At 59.7% G+C, this 17,742-nt stretch carries 19 protein-coding genes; 2 read left to right on the top strand and 17 right to left on the bottom strand.

The window, feature by feature from the left end; translation table 11 throughout:
* Window positions 1–41 precede the first annotated feature (41 nt).
* From H7H48_RS12480 to dnaK, 15 genes are all read right to left on the bottom strand, one after another.
* Entirely contained in the window at window positions 42–266 is a 225-nt protein-coding gene (locus tag H7H48_RS12480; RefSeq protein ID WP_229450072.1) for a hypothetical protein, read from the bottom strand.
* A gap of 24 nt (window positions 267–290) precedes the next feature.
* A complete protein-coding gene (locus tag H7H48_RS12475; RefSeq protein WP_229449401.1) occupies window positions 291–674 on the bottom strand; it encodes a DUF1801 domain-containing protein in 384 nt (127 codons plus the stop codon).
* A gap of 57 nt (window positions 675–731) precedes the next feature.
* Entirely contained in the window at window positions 732–1,142 is a 411-nt protein-coding gene (locus tag H7H48_RS12470; protein WP_229449400.1) for an SRPBCC domain-containing protein, read from the bottom strand.
* Window positions 1,139–1,462 (bottom strand): helix-turn-helix transcriptional regulator, encoded by a 324-nt coding sequence (locus H7H48_RS12465; protein ID WP_229449399.1) that lies wholly within the window; start codon window positions 1,460–1,462, stop codon window positions 1,139–1,141. Before H7H48_RS12465 ends, H7H48_RS12470 begins: the two co-directional genes overlap by 4 nt.
* Before the next feature lie 122 nt (window positions 1,463–1,584).
* On the bottom strand, window positions 1,585–2,265 hold the full coding sequence (locus H7H48_RS12460; protein ID WP_229449398.1) for an ankyrin repeat domain-containing protein: 681 nt from the start codon (window positions 2,263–2,265) through the stop codon (window positions 1,585–1,587).
* A gap of 76 nt (window positions 2,266–2,341) precedes the next feature.
* Window positions 2,342–2,956 (bottom strand): transglutaminase-like cysteine peptidase, encoded by a 615-nt coding sequence (locus H7H48_RS12455; RefSeq protein WP_229449397.1) that lies wholly within the window; start codon window positions 2,954–2,956, stop codon window positions 2,342–2,344.
* Window positions 2,957–3,192: 236 nt separating this feature from the next.
* Window positions 3,193–4,506: a polyhydroxyalkanoate depolymerase gene (locus tag H7H48_RS12450; RefSeq protein ID WP_229449396.1), complete on the bottom strand. Its 1,314-nt coding sequence runs from the start codon at window positions 4,504–4,506 to the stop codon at window positions 3,193–3,195.
* Window positions 4,507–4,707: 201 nt separating this feature from the next.
* The gene (locus H7H48_RS12445) at window positions 4,708–5,175 is read right to left on the bottom strand and encodes a GNAT family N-acetyltransferase (protein WP_229450071.1); all 468 of its coding nucleotides are present in this window, start codon (window positions 5,173–5,175) and stop codon (window positions 4,708–4,710) included.
* A 91-nt stretch (window positions 5,176–5,266) separates the two neighbouring features.
* On the bottom strand, window positions 5,267–5,557 hold the full coding sequence (locus tag H7H48_RS12440) for a DUF1330 domain-containing protein (protein ID WP_229449395.1): 291 nt from the start codon (window positions 5,555–5,557) through the stop codon (window positions 5,267–5,269).
* Between the two features lie 37 nt (window positions 5,558–5,594).
* The gene (gene pyrF / locus H7H48_RS12435; RefSeq protein WP_229450070.1) at window positions 5,595–6,278 is read right to left on the bottom strand and encodes an orotidine-5'-phosphate decarboxylase; all 684 of its coding nucleotides are present in this window, start codon (window positions 6,276–6,278) and stop codon (window positions 5,595–5,597) included.
* An 8-nt stretch (window positions 6,279–6,286) separates the two neighbouring features.
* The gene (locus H7H48_RS12430; RefSeq protein WP_229449394.1) at window positions 6,287–6,886 is read right to left on the bottom strand and encodes an NADPH-dependent FMN reductase; all 600 of its coding nucleotides are present in this window, start codon (window positions 6,884–6,886) and stop codon (window positions 6,287–6,289) included.
* Window positions 6,887–6,951: 65 nt separating this feature from the next.
* Window positions 6,952–7,569 (bottom strand): phospholipid N-methyltransferase PmtA, encoded by a 618-nt coding sequence (pmtA, locus tag H7H48_RS12425; RefSeq protein ID WP_229449393.1) that lies wholly within the window; start codon window positions 7,567–7,569, stop codon window positions 6,952–6,954.
* Between the two features lie 110 nt (window positions 7,570–7,679).
* The gene (gene dnaJ / locus H7H48_RS12420; protein ID WP_229449392.1) at window positions 7,680–8,804 is read right to left on the bottom strand and encodes a molecular chaperone DnaJ; all 1,125 of its coding nucleotides are present in this window, start codon (window positions 8,802–8,804) and stop codon (window positions 7,680–7,682) included.
* A gap of 155 nt (window positions 8,805–8,959) precedes the next feature.
* On the bottom strand, window positions 8,960–10,066 hold the full coding sequence (locus H7H48_RS12415; protein ID WP_229449391.1) for an acyltransferase: 1,107 nt from the start codon (window positions 10,064–10,066) through the stop codon (window positions 8,960–8,962).
* Window positions 10,067–10,192: 126 nt separating this feature from the next.
* A complete protein-coding gene (gene dnaK, locus H7H48_RS12410; protein WP_229449390.1) occupies window positions 10,193–12,106 on the bottom strand; it encodes a molecular chaperone DnaK in 1,914 nt (637 codons plus the stop codon).
* Between the two features lie 351 nt (window positions 12,107–12,457).
* Between dnaK and H7H48_RS12405 the strand changes: the two genes are divergently transcribed.
* A complete protein-coding gene (locus H7H48_RS12405; RefSeq protein ID WP_229449389.1) occupies window positions 12,458–13,081 on the top strand; it encodes a cell wall hydrolase in 624 nt (207 codons plus the stop codon).
* Between the two features lie 14 nt (window positions 13,082–13,095).
* Here H7H48_RS12405 and H7H48_RS12400 read toward each other — a convergent pair whose 3' ends face one another.
* Window positions 13,096–14,085 (bottom strand): Gfo/Idh/MocA family protein, encoded by a 990-nt coding sequence (locus H7H48_RS12400; RefSeq protein ID WP_229449388.1) that lies wholly within the window; start codon window positions 14,083–14,085, stop codon window positions 13,096–13,098.
* Between the two features lie 216 nt (window positions 14,086–14,301).
* On the opposite strand from H7H48_RS12400, the gene rhuM reads away from it, so the two are divergent.
* A complete protein-coding gene (gene rhuM, locus H7H48_RS12395) occupies window positions 14,302–15,318 on the top strand; it encodes a RhuM family protein (RefSeq protein WP_229449387.1) in 1,017 nt (338 codons plus the stop codon).
* A gap of 6 nt (window positions 15,319–15,324) precedes the next feature.
* Here the strand turns inward: rhuM and pheT are convergent, their stop codons facing one another.
* The gene (pheT, locus tag H7H48_RS12390; RefSeq protein ID WP_229449386.1) at window positions 15,325–17,730 is read right to left on the bottom strand and encodes a phenylalanine--tRNA ligase subunit beta; all 2,406 of its coding nucleotides are present in this window, start codon (window positions 17,728–17,730) and stop codon (window positions 15,325–15,327) included.
* Between the last annotated feature and the right edge of the window lie 12 nt (window positions 17,731–17,742).

The following is a 17,742-nucleotide window of genomic DNA, read 5'->3' as shown; positions in this document are numbered from 1 at the left end:
TGAGACTCGGATGGCGCAGTTATGGCTGCAGACAGGCGAAGCTAGACGCTGGCTCGACCTTTGGCGCGGTGCTTGGCTGTGTAGGGCAAGACAAACAGATAAAGCCCGGTGATCAAAAGAAGAAGGAGCGGACCGCCCGCCAGAAAGTAAACCCAAGCCGCTGGTTCCGCCCCGCGCATGGCGACGACTGTGTTGATGATCACGCCAACCGTGAATGCAATCGAGATCCAGCGATGTATCTGCCGAAGCCGGAGATTCCATGTGATTTGCCATCTCATTCGCAGATCCTCCTATTTGCGCTTTGATGCGTTGAGACGGGCTGCGCTTTGAATGAGTGCCGTCAGCGCGCTTTCGTTGATGGTATCTCCTTCATGAAAATCGATGGCACGTCGTGTGTTGCCTTCAAGGCTGGCGTTGAAGAGACCGGAAGGATCTTCAAGCGAAGCGCCCTTGGCAAAAGTCATCTTCACAGCCTTCTTGTAGGTCTCGCCGGTGCAGATCATCCCGTCGTGATACCAGACCGGCACGCCGCGCCATTTCCACTCCTCCACCACATCGGGAAGCGCTTGTTTGATCAGGCCTCGAAGCCGTGACAACATTTCACCGCGCCAGTCGCCCAGCGCTTGAATCTTCTCATCGATCAGCTCAGGCGGTGATTTTCCGGTGTCGGCCACGCTCGTGTGTCCTCCTCATGCTTTCCGGATTGCGTTTCTTGAGCTCATATCGGGCCGTCAGCCGAGCTGATCGACCACTCGTTCGAGCGCTGCAATGAAGCGCGGCCACGCAGCCGTGGCACCCTGGAAGTAGGGCTTCTGACCGGGTTGAAACCCTTCCTGCTCCATGCGCAGCAGGGTGCCGGTTTCGGTTGGGGTAAGTGTCCATCTCACGACACTGCGCAGGTCTTTCGTGTTCCAGGCATAGGTGAGAGCGCGATGCGGCTCTATCGTTTGCACCTCGCAGTCTACCTTGCCCCAGCTGGCGGTTAGGCTGAACCGGTGCCCCTCCCGCGCTTCAAAATTGTTCTTCATCAGCCATTCCGCAATCAGGTGTGGCTGCGTCAGCGCGCGCCAGATTTTCTCGGGCGGATGCGGAACCTCGCGCTCCACCACCACGCAGCGTGTTTCGGTTGCGGAAGTTGTCATTGATCCATCCTGTTGAGCAGGTCTTCCAGATCGTCGAACCGGCTTTGCCAGAAACCGCCCATCTGCTTCGTCCAGTCGACGAGCGGGGCCAGCGCCTCAATGCGGGCGCTGTAGCGGGTCTGCCGGCCTTCCTGCCGGTCATGCACAAGTCCCGCACGCTTGAGCACGCCAAGATGCTTGGAAACCGCTGGCTGCGAGACGCCGGCCCCGGCCGTCAGCACCCCGACCGTCAGGTCGCCATCGCGGCAGAGACGCTCGAATATGGCACGGCGTGTCGGGTCGGCCAGTGTGCGAAAGAGAATGTCGGGGGCTTGTTGCATTTCAACTCATAACTGGACGGCTATAAGTCAAATTCATAGCCATCCAGTTATGGGTTGTCAAGAATGACAGCGGAGGGTGCGACCGTCAGGTTTTGCTGGGCCCGGATTATGTGTGCGCGGATCTAGCGCGCGCCAGCGGCTTCGAGTATCGCAACGATCTCCGCATAGCCGCCGCGCTTTGCATGCTGCAGCGCGGTTACGCCCGTGCGGTCGGGGATGTCGGTGTCTGCGCCGGCATCGACCAGCAGTTGGGCAACAGCGACATGATCCGGTCCCCCGTCGCCGAGGATCACGGTTTCGAGCAACGCCGTCCACCCCAGCTTGTTTACGTGATCCAGATCCACACCCGCTGCGATCAGCGTTCGCACGGTCTCCACATGGCCACGCTCGGCAGCGGGGATCAGTGCAGTGCCACCGAACCGGTTGGTGCTTTCCAGATTGGCTCCGTTTTCGAGAGTCAGACGAAGAATTTCCAGATAGCCCCGTGCGCCCGCCAGAAGATAAGGACTGTCTTGAATGCTGTCGCGGGCATTGACGTCTGCTCCTGCTTCGATGAGCAGGCGGGCCGCATCTGTCTGATTGGCCTGGACGGCCGCCATCAGCGCGGTTCTTTGCTGCGCGTCGCGCTCCTCCAGGGGTGCTCCGGCGTGAAGCGCGCGTTGCAGCGCCGGCAGATCGCCGCTTTCGGCAGCCGCGACGAGAGGTGTTTGCGCGAAAGCGCCGTTGTGAGGGGCAGCCGCCATCAGAAGCGCCACCAGAAAGCACCACATCCGACTGCCAGACAAAGGCAAGAATCCATACATCCAGAACTTCCTCCTGCGAAAGTCTGGGAACTATAGGCCATCAACTGTGACAAAGATGGGAGCAGCGTTGATCCGCTTATTCGCTGACCGCACCGACAACCGGGTTGTTGCCTTCGCGCAGGCTCACCCAGCGGCCCGTGTGATTGCTGGCTTGCCGCTTCAGGTAGCGGTAATTGGTGGCATTCCACAACTTCACGCTGTCATTCAAATTGTCGAGCACAAAATCGCCCCGGTCCGTGCGAACGGTGAGAACAGCATGGCCCTCGCCATTGGGTTTGCGGACAACCGTGATCAACAGATTTGTGAGCGATAACCCCGCGCGCTTCAACTCACGGCGCTTCTCGAGCACATAGTCCTCGCAGTCGCCCACCCCGGTTGAGGGATAGGTCCAGACCTCTTCCGCGCCATAAATGTCGATGTCGTTCATCGGCTGAACCGTCCGGTTCACCGCTTCGTTGACGGCGCTGATGGTTTTCCAGAGCGTTTTCGTCATGTGCTCCGGTCCCCGATCACGCAGGCGAATGGAGCATTCAACAGGATTGGCTTTGCAGAATTCGTAGTGGCCGATCGGCTGGGACGTGAAGCCGCCGGTTTCCATTGTGTTCATTGCTCCGGCCGGTGCCGTCATGGCGCCCGCCAGAATCAGGCCCGCAAAAAACCCGTTGCGGATTACCCCCCGCAAAGCAGCCATCATGCCGCTCCCCGCTTGTTTCTATCGTTAACGAAACGTTAAGAAACGTGAGGGCCTGATGTCAATCGGCGGGCGGGCAATCTTCCCAGCTATGGTTACCAGCGCCGGCTAGCAGCGCCAGTTTCTTCCGCTCTGTTGCGGAAATGCACGATGGATCGAATGGGTCGACGCTGCTGGTGTGCAAAGGGCTTCGACGCGACAGGAAATTCCGGAAAACGCACCCGTTTTCCAGAATTTCAGGGCTGTTTCGCTCGAATTTGTCGTTTCTGAACCTTTTTCCGGGAAACGCCGGTGGGCGCTTTCGCCGTGGTTTTCAGCCCGCCGGCAGGATTGCTGCGCATGAAATCAAGAATGCGCGGCGCAATTTCCGAGCGGAAGCGCGAACCGTTGAAAACGCCATAATGGCCAACCGCCGGCTGCATATAGTGATGGCGCATGTCTTCGGGGATGTTGACGCATAGATCATGCGCGGCCTTGGTCTGCCCAACGCCGGATATATCGTCATTCTCGCCTTCCACGGTGAGAAGAGCCACGCGGCGGATTGCGGCGGGATCCACCAATTCACCGCGATGCCGCATTTGTCCGCGTGGCAGGTCGTGGCGAATGAAAACGGTTTCGACCGTCTGCAGGTAAAACTCGGCCGTCAGGTCCATGACGGCAAGATACTCGTCATAGAAGTCGCGGTGCTTTTCGGCGGAGTCACCGTCGTTTTTCACCAGGTGCATGAAGAAGTCCTTGTGCGCCGTGATGTGGCGATCAAGGTTCATGCTCATGAAGCCGGAAAGCTGCAGAAAGCCTGGGTAAACATGTCGCATGAAGCCGGGATTGGGCCACGGCACCGGCATGATCACATTGTCGCGAAACCAGGAAATGTCTTTCTGCTCGGCCAGTTCATTGACAGCCGTAGGGTTCTTGCGTGTGTCAATCGGCCCCCCCATCAGCGTCATGCTGGCCGGCACGTTCTTCTCCCCGCGCGCTTCCATCAGAGCGATGGCTGCAAGCACGGGAACAGAAGGCTGGCAGACCGCCATCACATGCGTGTCTGGGCCCATATGGTCGAAAATATCGATCAGGTAATCGATGTAGTCATCGAGATCGAACGGCCCGTCGGAAACCGGCACCATGCGCGCGTCCGCCCAGTCCGTGATGTAGACATCCGCATAGGGAAGCATCGTTTCCACCGTGCCGCGGAGCAGCGTGGCATAGTGGCCCGACATCGGCGCGACCATCAATATTTTCGGGCCCGGATGTGCGCCCTTGGGGAGGTCGCGCTTGAACCGTATGACATCGCAGAAAGGCTGCGACCACACGGTCTGCTCGCGCACACTCACCTTCACGCCGTTGACGTTTGTTTCCTTCAGGCCGAACTCGGGCTTCGTGTAGCGGCGTGTGCTGCGCTCGAAGACTTCGGCTGCGGCAGCGACAGTTCGTCCGAAATAGGTCTTGGCAACCGGGTTCAAAGGATTGCTGTAAAAGAGCCGAACCGCATCGGCATAGGCCCGTGCTGGCTGGAGCGCGGCGTGGTTGAATTCATAGAGCTGATAATACATTGCTAGGTTTCCTGAGAGGACCTTCGCTATGGCCAGACTGCCGTGAAAAAGGAGAAGGGAACGCAGCGGCCTTGCTTGTTTGCTTTCCGATCAGAGTAAACAACTTTTGCTGCGTTGCAATAGAAGGGCTTTTTCCCGGCCACTGGTCAATCAGAGGCCGCTCTAATTCGTTGAATTAAAAAAGGTAATCCGATCTCCTGGTCATAAGGTCTTGCTGCGGCGCACCATCAAAAGGCGGTCGTCTGCCGCAATTCCTGGGGGAGTTTCTGCAATGAAGCGCTCTTTCAATGCTTCGTTCGCGGTAGAGAAAGGCTCTTCAACAAACCCGTGGCGCTTGTAGAACGGTGCATTGAAGGGCACCGATCGAAAGGTGCTGAGCGACACGCCGTCCAGCTTGAGAGCAACGCTTTCGGCGATCACCGCATGAAGCAATGCGCTCCCCAACCCCCGCCGTCCGTGCTCTGGCGCCACGGAAAGCTCTTTCAAATGGAGAAATGACCCGATCTGGCCGCACATGGCGAACCCTATTGCACCCTCGTCCTCATGCGCCGCAACGAATGTCCTGTTCTCCGACGCGATAGCGTTGAAGGCATCTTCCGGGAGAGCCGGAATGGCGCCAAGGCCTGCATAACCATACGCGACAAAAAGTTCAGCTGCCCGCGCCTCCACCTTTGGAAGAAGCGCGGCATCGGCCCTGCGATAGGGCCGAATTGCATATTTTCCGGGCAGATCGAGCGTGGTTCTATCTCCTCCGCGCAGCCTACTCTGCGCCTTCAACGAGGATCATGTCCGCGTCCGCTACGGTCGTGCGGATCGCCTTTGCTGCCTGATATTCGGGCGAGTTGTAGCAATCGCGCGCTGCCTGCAGTGAGGGAAATTCGATCACGACATTGCGCCCGCGCCCCGTGCCTTCCAGCCCTTCCCATGCGCCGCCACGCGCCAGGAAGCGGGCACCGAACTTCTCGAAGGCCGGTTTGGCCGTGGCCACATAGTCCTTGTAACGCTCCGGGTCGCGTACATCGACATGGGCAATCCAGTATCCTTTGGGCATGGTTTCCTCCTCCGTTGTCGGCGTCCGGCCCACTCTGTCAGGCTGCGGCCATCTCGTCGAGAATGGACTGAGCGGCAGCCTTCGGATCCGGGGATGCCACGATCGGGCGGGCCACCACCAGATGGGAACCTCCCGCACGGATCGCATCGCCGGGCGTCATCACGCGCTTCTGATCGCCATGATCGCTGCCTGCCGGGCGGATGCCGGGCGTCACCAGCGCCATGCCGGGCCCTGCCACATCGCGCATTTCATTCACCTCGGTGGGTGCACAGACGATCCCGCCCATGCCCGCGTCACGCGCCTGCGCGACGCGCTTCTTTACCAGCTCACGCGCCGTTAGCGCATAGCCGGCCTCTTTGAGGTCTGCATCGTCCATGGATGTGAGGACCGTCACACCGAGCAGGGTCAGACCTGAACCCTCGGCCGCCTGCACGGCCGCGCGCATTGCTTTCGGATAGGCGTGGATCGTCAGCATCGTCATGCCCATTCGGGCGATGTTCTCGACGCCCTTGGCGACTGTGTTGTCGATGTCGAGCAGTTTCATGTCGAGGAAGATTTTCTTGCCCGAGCCTGCCAGCTCCCGCGCAAAGCTCAATCCACCGGCAAAGGCGAGCTGATGGCCAATCTTGTAAAAGGACACGGTATCGCCTAGCGCGGCGACCACTTTGTCGGCTTCAGTCAGGGTTGGCACATCCAGGCCAACAATCAGACGGTCTCGCATTGCTTCGCTCATAAGGTCAGGCTCCCACATCTCATCGATGTCAATCTCGCGCGTTCGATCAGGTTGCTGCACACGGCTTCCATCATTCCGCGCGTGCGGTCATCCTTGAAGTTGCCATTCTCGTCGAAGGCATCCTGTGCCCGGGCGACCGAGCATTGTTGGGTGATGATGTCAGCCTTGCAGTTCATCAGCACTGCGCGCAGGTGATAGAGCCCGCGAATGCCGGCGAAATTTCCATCCGAAGAAGAGCAGAGCCCGACCGGCTTTCCAGTCCAGGGGCGCAACGGTTTTCCACCGTCCTTCGAGATTCGGCTTATCCAGTCGACTGTATTCTTGAGCAGAGGAGGGATAGAGGCGTTGTATTCCGGGCTGGCGATCAGAACACCATCATGGGCGGCGATCAACCGGCCGAGCCTGTAGGCATTCTCAGGAATGCCTTTTTCCTTCTCCAGATCCTGGTCCATGATGGGAAGCGGATAATCCGCCAGCGAGATACGTGTCACCTCGGCGCCCTGCTGCGCCAGTTCCTTCATGGCAGCGTCGGCAGTTTTGCCGCTAAAGGCGCCGGTTCGGATTGAGCCCGCGAACACCAGAATCGTTGGGGTCATTGGTCACAGCTCCCTTTTGAGAGAGCCGTATAACCAATGTCATCGAGGATTGATAGGTGCTGACCTTAATGCCTGCCGCGGCGGTACACCCACAGCTGTGTCGGTGGAATATTGCGCAGCACGAAATCGAAATGCTCGACCGTATAGTTGCCCTGCCCGGGCGGGATCGGCGATTTCGGTCCATAGGTGAGCTGGATCACGGGGCGCCCTTCAGGAATGCGGTCCAAAAGGCTATCGAGATAGGCGATGCGCGCTTCAACAGGGAAATTGAGCAGCGGCACGCCGGAAATGACACTGTCGAAGATCCGCGGGGCCTCGTCGCCCAGAGCCTCCGTCAACGTCTGGTCGAGGTTGAAAGCATCGCCCTGAATGACGTGCACTCCGGGATAGGCTTCGCGCAAATGCTTGACGAAATCCGGAGAGTATTCGACTGCGTAGAGTTGGTCGGGCTTTACCCCATGGGCCAGGATGGCCTTGGTGATGACGCCCGTACCGGGCCCCACCTCGAGAACCGGGAGACCGGAATCGGTGTTGATGACAGATGCCATACGTCGGGCTGTCACGCCGCTGGTTGGAATGATGGAGCCGACGGCCTTGGGCTGCTCGATCCAGCCGCGAAAAAAACGCAGCTCTTCTCCAAAGCGATCCGCGATGGCCTTGCGCATATCCAAGCCCTTGCTCATCTTTCCGGCGTCCTCCTTCATGTTCCCGATCTCCGTGCAGCCTCCGCGATGCGTGACCGCACAGGAGTAACCGGGCAACCGACCCGGTGGTTCCTCTTAGCACGCTTTGGCTACTCACCGAAGGATTCGAAAAAGTCTTTCATCCGCGAAAAGAAACCGGCCGATTGAGGGCTGTTTTCCTTGGAAGATATATTCTCGAACTCCTCCAGAAGCTCCCGCTGCTTCTTGGTCAGGTTTTGCGGCGTTTCTACGGCCACCTGAATGTAAAGATCGCCAACCTTGGGCTGGCGCAGAATAGGCATGCCTTTCCCGCTGAGGCGGAACTGTCGCCCATTCTGCGTGCCTTCAGGCACTTTGACGCGGGTTTGTGTCCCATCGAGCGTGGTGACCTCGAACGCGCCGCCAAGCGCAGCCGTGGTCATTGAAATTGGTACCTTGCAGTAGAGATCGGCACCGTCGCGCTGGAAGAACTCATGCGGCTTGACGGAAAGGAAAATGTAGAGGTCGCCAGCCGGCCCACCACGCAGCCCAGCTTCGCCTTCACCTGCGAGGCGGATGCGCGTGCCGTCTTCGATGCCGGCGGGAATGTTGACCGAGAGCGACCGCTCCTCGGCCACGCGCCCCTGCCCGGAGCATTTCGGACAGGGGTCGGAAATGGTTTCGCCGCGCCCCTGACAGGTCGGACAGGTGCGTTCAATGGAAAAGAATCCCTGGGCGGCGCGTACCCGTCCGGAACCATGGCACATCTGACACTGCGTCGGCGAAGTGCCGGGCTTGGCACCACTACCGGCACAATCATCGCAGGCCACAGCCGTCGGCACCCGGATTTGCCCGGTTTTGCCGGTAAAGGCTTCCTCAAGCGTGATTTCCATATTGAAGCGCAAATCCGCGCCGTGTTGGCGGCCACCGCGGCGGCGGCCACCACCACCCATCATGTCGCCGAAGATGTCTTCGAAAATATCGGCGAATCCGCCACCACCGCCAAACCCGCCCCGCGCGCCCATGCCACCATTCTCGAAAGCGGCGTGGCCGAACTGGTCGTAGGCCGCCCGTTTCTGAGGATCGCGCAGCGTCTCGTAGGCTTCGTTGACTTCCTTGAACTTCTGTTCGGCCTCTTCGTCGCCCGGATTGCGGTCAGGATGATACCGCATGGCGAGCTTGCGAAAAGCGCTCTTAAGTTCCTTCTCGTCGGCGTTTCTCGACACGCTGAGCGTCTCGTAAAAATCTGCCTTCATGAATGAGAGTCCCGCATAGTCTGTTTGGAGCGAACACTGTTCCCCCGATCAGTGTCCGTTATTTAGGTATTTGCGACAGCGAATGCCATAGTTTTCATGAGATTGCCAGCCATGGGAACGAGACAGAGGTTCCATTTGGCTGCATGGAGCCGTTTTCAGTTTGTCTCGGCTGCGGGCCTGGCCGGGGCGGGGCCGGTTCGTGCAAGGCCGGCGGCGCGCAAGAGGTATCCGGACAGCGTGTTTTCGAAGAAGCGGAAAGACGCCATGGCGACGATTACCGTCACCAGCATCACAAAGCCCGTATAGCCAAAGAAAAGCGCAATGGAATGCGACTGAATGTGATGGCTCCAAAGATAGGAATAAAAGAGGCTCTCGGTAACCGGGTGCCAGAGATAAACACCGAACGAGACCGCAGCGGCCGGGCGCAGGAAGGCCGGATAGCTGTACCGTTCAGGATCGTTGCGTTCCACAAGACCTGCCAGGAAGACCGCGACCGCCAGCAGAAGCAGCGTCACATAGATGTTCAGCTGCAGCACCATGGAGGCGCAGGCAAGCAGGATGGCTGCCCAGGCGGGCCATCGCGCTGAAGCCGTCAGGGCAGAGCGGCGCACGAGAACCGCGAGCAGGGCGCCCAGAACAAAATCGGCGAAGGTGCGGTACGCTCCCCAGGTATCGGCCATGACCCAGCTTTCAAACGGCATCACGCCGGTGTGCACCATCAGCTCAAGCACCGCATAGCAGGCAACAAGCAGGACGAAGAGGCCGGCAAGCCCTGAGCGGCGATAGGCGAAAAGGATCACGGGCAGCAGAAGATAGGCAAACCACTCCGCAGAAAGCGACCAGGAGACAAAATTGAAAGTCAGCCTGTCTTCAACACCCCAGGCCTGGATGAGCAGGAGGTTCGAAGGTAGCGCGCTCCAGTCGTAGAGCTGCGGTTCTCCACCGGTGCGCAAGACGCCCACAGAGACAAGAAGCCCGATCATTACAAAATAGGAAAGCGTGGCCAGATGAAGCGGGTAAAGGCGGATCAGCCGCTTGTAGAGATAGATGCCGTAACTCTTCGCATCCCTGACCTGGTCTCCATACCGCGCAAAGATCAGGAAGCCCGATATGATGAAGAACATGTCGAGCAACGGCCTGAGGGGCGCCAGTTCGTTTTTCACTGCAAGCCCGTCACCGGGCGCGAAATGCCCGAAGTGGTACAGCATGATAAGCAGCGCAGCGACGAAGCGCCATATCTCGAACAGCCGGTACCGGATCATCAGCCTCCCCAATGGCCAATCCGCAGTATTTATTTTGCCGGCAAGTCTATTGGGAGGAGGTTTAAGAAGATATGAAAAAGCCCGGGACGCAAATCCCGGGCTTTCCTGGTCGTTCTGTCAGGGCGTTCAGGCCGACTTCTTGTCGTCCTCGTCGATTTCCTCGAAATCGGCATCCACGACATCATCGCCTGCAGCCTTTGCGTCGGCAGCCGCATCGGATTCGGCCGCTTCTGCCTGGCTTGCCTCATACATGGCCTGGCCAAGCTTCATGGATGCCTCGGCGAGCGCGTTGGTCTTCGCCTTGATGTCTTCGGCATCGTCGCCTTCGGCAGCGGTTTTCAGCGCGGCGAGCGCGTCCTCGATGGCCTTCTTCTCCTCTTCGGAGACCTTGTCGCCATACTCGCTGAGGGACTTCTCGGTCGAGTGGATCAGGGCTTCCGCCTGGTTCTTCGCCTCCACAGCCTCGCGACGCTTCTTGTCGGCCTCGGCGTTGGACTCGGCGTCCTTCACCATCTTCTCGATTTCTTCGTCGCTAAGACCGCCGGATGCCTGGATGCGGATCGCCTGCTCCTTGCCGGTGCCCTTGTCCTTGGCCGAGACATTCACGATGCCGTTGGCGTCGATGTCGAACGTGACTTCGATCTGCGGTACGCCGCGCGGTGCTGGCGGAAGACCGGTCAGGTCGAAGCGGCCGAGGCTCTTGTTGTCCGCAGCCATTTCGCGCTCACCCTGGAACACGTTGATGGTCACGGCGCTCTGATTGTCTTCTGCGGTCGAGAAAACCTGGCTCTTCTTGGTCGGGATCGTCGTGTTGCGATCGATCAGGCGGGTGAAGACACCGCCCAGCGTCTCGATGCCCAGCGAAAGCGGGGTCACGTCGAGCAGCAGAACGTCTTTCACGTCACCCTGCAGAACGCCGGCCTGAATGGCAGCACCCATGGCGACCACTTCGTCCGGGTTCACGCCCTTGTGCGGCTCTTTGCCGAAGAAGCTCTTCACGGTCTCCTGGACCTTGGGCATGCGCGTCATGCCGCCGACCAGAACCACTTCGTCGATCTCGCCGGCGTTCAGACCGGCATCCTTGAGGGCGGCCTTGCAGGGCTCGACGGTGCGCTTGACGAGATCTTCGACAAGGCTCTCGAACTTGGCACGCGTCAGCTTCATCGTCAGGTGCTTGGGACCCGACTGGTCAGCGGTGATGAACGGCAGGTTGATCTCGGTCTGCGAGGCGGAGGACAGCTCGATCTTGGCTTTCTCGGCAGCCTCTTTGAGGCGCTGCAGGGCGAGCTTGTCCTGCTGCAGGTCGATGCCCTGCTCCTTCTTGAACTCGGAGGCCAGATACTCGACCAGACGCATGTCGAAGTCTTCACCGCCGAGGAAGGTGTCGCCATTGGTGGACTTCACCTCGAACACACCGTCGCCGATCTCGAGGATCGAGATGTCGAACGTGCCGCCGCCAAGATCGTAGACGGCGATGGTTTTACCGTCTTTCTTGTCGAGGCCGTAGGCGAGCGCGGCAGCGGTCGGCTCGTTGATGATGCGCAGCACTTCGAGACCGGCGATCTTGCCGGCGTCCTTGGTGGCCTGGCGCTGGGCGTCGTTGAAGTATGCAGGAACGGTGATGACCGCCTTCTCGACCTTCTCGCCGAGATAGGATTCAGCCGTTTCCTTCATCTTCTGCAGCGTCATCGCAGAGATCTGCGAGGGCGAGTAGGTCTTGCCGTGCGCCTCGACCCAGGCATCGCCATTGTCGGCCTTGACGATCTTGTAGGGCACCAGCTTCTTGTCTTTCTCGACCGTGGGGTCGGAGAAGCGGCGGCCGATCAGGCGCTTGATTGCAAAGAGGGTGTTTTCCGGGTTGGTCACCGCCTGACGCTTCGCCGGCTGACCAACCAGACGCTCATCCGAATCCGTGAAGGCCACGATGGACGGCGTGGTGCGTGCACCTTCCGCATTCTCAATAACCTTGGCGTCCTTGCCGTCCATGACAGCAACGCAGGAATTGGTTGTTCCGAGGTCGATACCGATTACTTTAGCCATGTCTTCTCTCCGCTAAGCAGACTGTCAGGACCCATTCCGGCGTTCCAGATGACAGCCCCTGTTCACACGAATTTGCTGCGGCAGCATCCCTGGACGAAACGCGCCGAACAGCTTCGGGGCGTATATAAGAACGCTATTTTTGCAACGCAAGGCGGGATTTGCCTCGATTTTGGTCGAACCCATCCCGTTTTCCGCAGAAGTGCTTCCCGGGGGCGTCTCCCTGACGAAAGGTAAACCTTCCTATCCGGATTTGAAGCAAAGCCAATTTGTCTTCACGCATAGGTTGTGAGAGTGGTCTGCAACAGGGGCCTGAGGGGCGGTGGTACCGAAATGGTATTCACAGGAGTCTCAATGTTTGCAGAAAGTCTTTTGTTCGGGGGATTGTACGCTTCATCTCTACTTCAGTCGATCCCGGCTTGGGAGCCTGACACGATTTTCCCCTCTACTTTCAGGACGATAACCGAGCTGATCGGTGAGGAATCCCATTCGCATCAGCGCTCCACATTCAATCCCGTGCTACCGTCCTTTATCAGAGAGGCTGAGATGACCTGCCTTTCAGCAGCGGTTTATCACGAGGCGCGTGGCGAACCCGTAGACGGTCAGAAGGCGGTTGCCATGGTCATTGTGAACCGGGTTCGTTCGAAATCCTTTCCAAACACCATATGTGGAGTGGTGTTTCAGAACGCACACAGGCCCTATCGCTGCCAGTTCTCCTTCACATGCACCGGCGTGGCGCTTCTTCCGAGGGAGGAGAAGCCCTGGAGACGCGCCCGGGAGATTGCTGCGGCCATTCAAAGATGCGTTGCCGACTGCGCTCGGGAAGCGGCCCTGGCCGATGCCGATCTGCATGCCTTGGGCACGGCTACGCATTACCATGCCAGCTATGTACGCCCGGGATGGGCGCGGCGTCTTCAAAAGCTTGGGCGCATAGGCCGCCACATCTTTTTTGCAAGAAAGCGCGGCGGACCCGTTTGAACGGATGCTGGTCCCTAAACGATTTCCCAGCCGTCATGCGCGCCGGCACGGAAGATCGCATCGATCAGCTTCTGGTTCTTGACCGAATCTTCAAGTGTGAAGACCGTTGCATCCGTGTCGCCCTGTGCCGCCCGTACGATGGCCTCCGCCTGCAAGCGATACTGGCGTGCGCGTGGGAAACGGTAGACGTTGGCACTGTTGTGATCGGCGCTGAAGACCGTCAGGCGCGTGTCGCCATAGTCCGGGGTGTTGAAGGGCGCATTGACCTCGATGAAGCCCCTGTCGCCGTGAAACACCATGCTCTGGCGCAGCGCCATCTGCGTCGACACGTAGAAGCTGAGTTCGAACGTTCCGAAATCGGCCTTGACGCTTGAATAGATGTCGGTGCCGAAGGTGGGGTCGCGCTCCACAACCGCCTGCACGCGCTCGGGCTCCAGACAGGTGGCGAAGCGCGTGGTCACTGTCGGATAAACGCCGATGTCCGGCAGGCCGCCGCCGCCAAGCTCCGGCTTGTTGCGCATGTTGTCGGGATCGACATTGTGATAGCAGAACACGCCCTGCACATGCCGCAGCCGCCCGATGGCGCCTTCAGCAATCAGGTCGCGCACCTTGTGCCATTGCGGGTGATAGGTGACCATGAAGGCTTCCGACACGACGACATTGTTGCGGTCGCGCGCCTCGATCACGCGGGCAATGTCCTTGGCGTCGAGCGCCAGCGGCTTTTCCACCAGAACATGCTTGCCGGCATCCGCCGCCTTGATCGCCCAGGCAACATGGTCGGAGGTCGGCAAGGGAATATAGACGCCATCCACATCGGGCGAGGCGAGGAGTGCGTCGTAGGAAGAAAACACGTTGGGGATACCGAAGCGGTTCGCCACGGCCTGCGCCTTCGACGAATCACGGCTGGCGATCGCCGTGACGACGCCATTTTCCGAATCCTGAATCTGCGGAATAACCTGCTCGCGACCAATCCTGGCCGTCGAAAGAACGCCCCAACGGAACATGCACTTTCCTCCTGTTTTGCGCAGGCAAACACATAGAGCATTTTGCCGTCAGGTGGAATCACCTGACGTCCGCACAAATGCGGGAAGAGGGTGAAGGATTGAGCGGAGCAGCGTTTCCATGAAACGGTGATCCGCTCTATGCCGGGGATAGAAAACCGGCACGGTTTCGCGCGCCAGTTTGTTCTGCTAATGTTCTGGAAACCCCTGGAGAGGCGCATGACAGCGGATGAACCCGTCCATCTTGTAGAAGATGCGGAAACCGGAGACCGGTTTCTGATCTACGATGGTGAAAAGGGGCTGCGGCTCGACATTCGCTATGAGAGCGAAACGCTCTGGATGACGCAGGAACAGATTGCGCGGCTTTTTGGGCGTGAGCGAAGCGTCATCACCAAACATATTGCAAACATTTTGGAGGAAGGAGAACTCGACGAAGAGACTTCTGTGCAAAAAATGCACACAAGTACAGGTCGGCCGCCACTCCTTTACAGCCTCGACATGATCATTTCGGTTGGCTACCGCGTCTCCTCCGCGCAGGCGACCCTTTTCCGGCGCTGGGCAACCGGGATTCTCGTTCAGTTTGCGCGCAGCGGCTTTGTGGTGGATTCAGCGCGTCTCAAGCAGGAGCGCGACCGCATCGCCGAATTGCGGGAGATCATCCGCGACATTCGCTCGGATGAGGCCAACGTCTATCGTGAACTGCAAGCCATTTGCGCACTCTGTCAGGACTATGATGGCAGCGCCGCAACAGCGCAGAGCTTCTTTCAGAAAACGCAGGCCAAGCTGATCCATGCGGTTGTTTCGCAGACACCGTCGGAAGTGGTGATGGCGCGCGCTGATCATCGCCTCGAGAATATGGGGTTGCAAAGCTGGCCGGGAGACACGATCCGCAAACGGGACGTGACCGTCTCCAAGAATTATCTTGCCGAGGCCGAAATCAGTGAGCTCAACCGCCTGACCACGATCCTTCTGGATATTTTCGATGATCAGGCCAAGCTGGGCCGATTGGTTGTCATGGAGGATGCAACGCGGCTTCTCGACCAACAGCTCGCAAACCTTGGCCGGGCCGTCCTGCGATCGGGCGGCAGTGTGAGCGCGGAAGGCGCAAAGGATCATGCGCGCGCGGAATTGGAGCGGTTTTCCAAACAACAAAAGATTGAGCGCCACAAGAAAGCGGACGAGCACATTGCTGCACTCGTCCGCGAAGCTAAGCAGTTGCCGAAAGGGCGGCGCTGAACGAACCTACCCCCGCAGCGTGCCGCCGGTCTGCTTGCCGACATTGGCGACGATACGGCCGGCGATGGCTTCGAGCTCTTCATCCGTCAGCGTCTTGTCGCGCGGCTGGATCGAGACTTCGATGGCAACGGACTTCTTGTCCTCGCCAAGCGAAGCACCCTCGAAAATGTCGAAGACGCGCACACCGGTGACGAGCTTCTTGTCGGCCGCCAGTGCCGCGCGCTCGATGGTTGCAGCTTCCACAGCCTTATCGACAACGAACGCAAAGTCGCGGCGCACGAGCTGGAAGGGCGAAAGCTCCAAACGTGGCTTGGTGCGTGTGGCCTTTGCCTTCGGCTCGGGGATCGCGTCGAGAAACACCTCGAAACCGCAGATCGGTCCTTCGGCATCCAGCGCTTCCAGCGTGCGTGGGTGGATTTCGCCGAATGCGGCGAACACGATTTTCGGCCCAAGACGGATCGTTCCCGAGCGACCGGGGTGATACCAGTCGGGGCCGCCCGCCACGATTTGCAGCTTGTCCACCGGCGCGCCGGCCGCCTCAAGGGCCGCCAGCGCATCGGCCTTGGCATCGAACACGCTGACGGAGGCGCTGTTGCCCGACCAGTGCCGTCCCGCGCCGTCCATCACCGCTGTGCCGCGCCGAATGCCGCCGGCCACGCGGCGCTGGCCTTCATAGCTGTCGTTCTCATAGGTGCTCGACACCTCGAACAACGCCACATCGGCATAGCCACGCGCGGCGTTGCGCTGGGCGGCTGCGATAAGGCCCGGCAGCAATGAGGGGCGCATGTCCGACATGGAAGCGGCAATCGGGTTGGAAAGCTTGAGGGAAGCGTTCCCGCCGCCGAACAGCTTTGCCTGGGTCTCGTCGATGAAGGTCCAGGTGACCGCCTCCAACATGCCGCGCACGGCCAGAGCGCGCCGCGCCTGGCGGGTGCGGTTCTGCAACACGGTGAGGATCTGGCCGTTGACCGCGCCAGGGGAGGGCAGGGGCTGCGGCGCGATTTCGTTGACACCGTGAATGCGCATCACCTCTTCCACCAGATCGGCCTTGCCGTCGACGTCCGGACGCCAGGACGGCACGGACACGTCCAGCACCTCGCCATCGCCGGTGGAGGTGAAGCCGAGGCGGTTGAGAATGTCTTTGCTCTCAGTGCTTGAAACCTCAAGGCCGGTCAGGCGCTTCACCTCGTTTACCGGGAAGGTGATGCTGCGTGGCTCATAGCCTTTGTATCCAACCACGCGGCTTTCGGTCGGCTCGCCGCCGCACAGGTCGAGAACGAGCTGCGTGGCAAGCTCAAGGCCGGGTTCCATCATCTCCGGGTCGACGCCACGCTCGAAGCGATAGCGCGCATCGGTGATGATGCCGAGGTCGCGGCCCGTGCGGGCAATGTTCATCGCATCCCATAGGGCGGATTCGATCAGCACATCCGTGGTGTTCTCATCGCAGCCCGAATGCTCGCCACCCATGATGCCGGCAATGGACTCAACGCCGTTTTCGTCGGCAATGACGCACATTTCCGGCGTCAGCTTGTATTCGCGCTCGTCGAGCGCCTGAACGGTCTCGCCATCCTTGGCGCGGCGTACGGTGAGATTGCCTTTCACCTTGGCGGCATCAAAGACGTGGAGCGGGCGGCCCCGGTCGAAGGTCACATAGTTGGTGATGTCGACCAGCGCATTGATCGGGCGCAGGCCGATGGCCGTCAGGCGCTGCTGCATCCATTTGGGCGAGGTGCCGTTCTCCACACCGCGCACGAGCCGCAGCGCGAAACCGGGGCAGAGCTCCGGCGCTTCGATGGTCAGGTCGACAGGGCATGCGCCCTTGCCCGCCACTGGGGCGATGGGTGCATTTTTCAGGGTGCCAAGGCCCGCCGCCGCAAGATCGCGCGCAATGCCGTGAACGCCGGTGCAGTCTGGCCGGTTCGGCGTCAGGCCGATCTCGATCACCGGATCGTCGAGCTTCGCCCAGCTCGCGAAGGAGGTGCCGACAGGGGCGTCTTCGGGCAGGTCGATGATGCCGTCATGCTCATCCGACATCTGCAACTCGCGTTCCGAGCACATCATGCCATGGCTTTCCACGCCGCGGATCTTGCCGACCGAGAGTGTGACGTCGATGCCGGGCACATAGGTGCCGGGCGCTGCAAACGCGCCGACGAGGCCGGCCCGTGCATTGGGCGCACCGCAAACCACCTGCACCGGCTTGCCGTCGCCCGCGTCGACGGAAAGCACGCGCAGCCGGTCGGCATCGGGATGCTGCTCAGCAGTCAGAACCTTTGCGATCACGAAGGGTTTCAGCGATGCCTTGTCGTCCACCTCCTCGACCTCGAGGCCGATCATGGTGAGCTTTTCGACGATCTCGTCGAGCGTGGCGTCAGTCTCAAGGTGCTCCTTGAGCCAGGAGAGCGTGAATTTCATTGATCTATCTCC

The sequence above is a fragment of the Nitratireductor sp. B36 genome (assembly GCF_020833685.1).
In the GTDB taxonomy this organism is placed as follows: domain Bacteria; phylum Pseudomonadota; class Alphaproteobacteria; order Rhizobiales; family Rhizobiaceae; genus Nitratireductor.
The sequence above is the reverse complement of the archived record's forward strand: the minus strand, read 5'-3'. Positions and strand labels throughout refer to the sequence as shown.

Coding starts and splice junctions, on each gene's coding strand:
- dnaK (WP_229449390.1), bottom strand. CDS start 12,106: ATGGCTAAAGTAATCGGTATCGACCTCGGAACAACCAATTCCTGCGTT.
- rhuM (WP_229449387.1), top strand. CDS start 14,302: ATGACAGCGGATGAACCCGTCCATCTTGTAGAAGATGCGGAAACCGGA.
- H7H48_RS12450 (WP_229449396.1), bottom strand. CDS start 4,506: ATGTATTATCAGCTCTATGAATTCAACCACGCCGCGCTCCAGCCAGCA.
- H7H48_RS12455 (WP_229449397.1), bottom strand. CDS start 2,956: ATGGCTGCTTTGCGGGGGGTAATCCGCAACGGGTTTTTTGCGGGCCTG.
- H7H48_RS12405 (WP_229449389.1), top strand. CDS start 12,458: ATGTTTGCAGAAAGTCTTTTGTTCGGGGGATTGTACGCTTCATCTCTA.
- H7H48_RS12400 (WP_229449388.1), bottom strand. CDS start 14,085: ATGTTCCGTTGGGGCGTTCTTTCGACGGCCAGGATTGGTCGCGAGCAG.
- H7H48_RS12465 (WP_229449399.1), bottom strand. CDS start 1,462: ATGCAACAAGCCCCCGACATTCTCTTTCGCACACTGGCCGACCCGACA.
- H7H48_RS12460 (WP_229449398.1), bottom strand. CDS start 2,265: ATGTATGGATTCTTGCCTTTGTCTGGCAGTCGGATGTGGTGCTTTCTG.
- pheT (WP_229449386.1), bottom strand. CDS start 17,730: ATGAAATTCACGCTCTCCTGGCTCAAGGAGCACCTTGAGACTGACGCC.
- H7H48_RS12430 (WP_229449394.1), bottom strand. CDS start 6,886: ATGACCCCAACGATTCTGGTGTTCGCGGGCTCAATCCGAACCGGCGCC.
- pyrF (WP_229450070.1), bottom strand. CDS start 6,278: ATGCGAGACCGTCTGATTGTTGGCCTGGATGTGCCAACCCTGACTGAA.
- H7H48_RS12440 (WP_229449395.1), bottom strand. CDS start 5,557: ATGCCCAAAGGATACTGGATTGCCCATGTCGATGTACGCGACCCGGAG.
- H7H48_RS12415 (WP_229449391.1), bottom strand. CDS start 10,066: ATGATCCGGTACCGGCTGTTCGAGATATGGCGCTTCGTCGCTGCGCTG.
- dnaJ (WP_229449392.1), bottom strand. CDS start 8,804: ATGAAGGCAGATTTTTACGAGACGCTCAGCGTGTCGAGAAACGCCGAC.
- pmtA (WP_229449393.1), bottom strand. CDS start 7,569: ATGAGCAAGGGCTTGGATATGCGCAAGGCCATCGCGGATCGCTTTGGA.
- H7H48_RS12470 (WP_229449400.1), bottom strand. CDS start 1,142: ATGACAACTTCCGCAACCGAAACACGCTGCGTGGTGGTGGAGCGCGAG.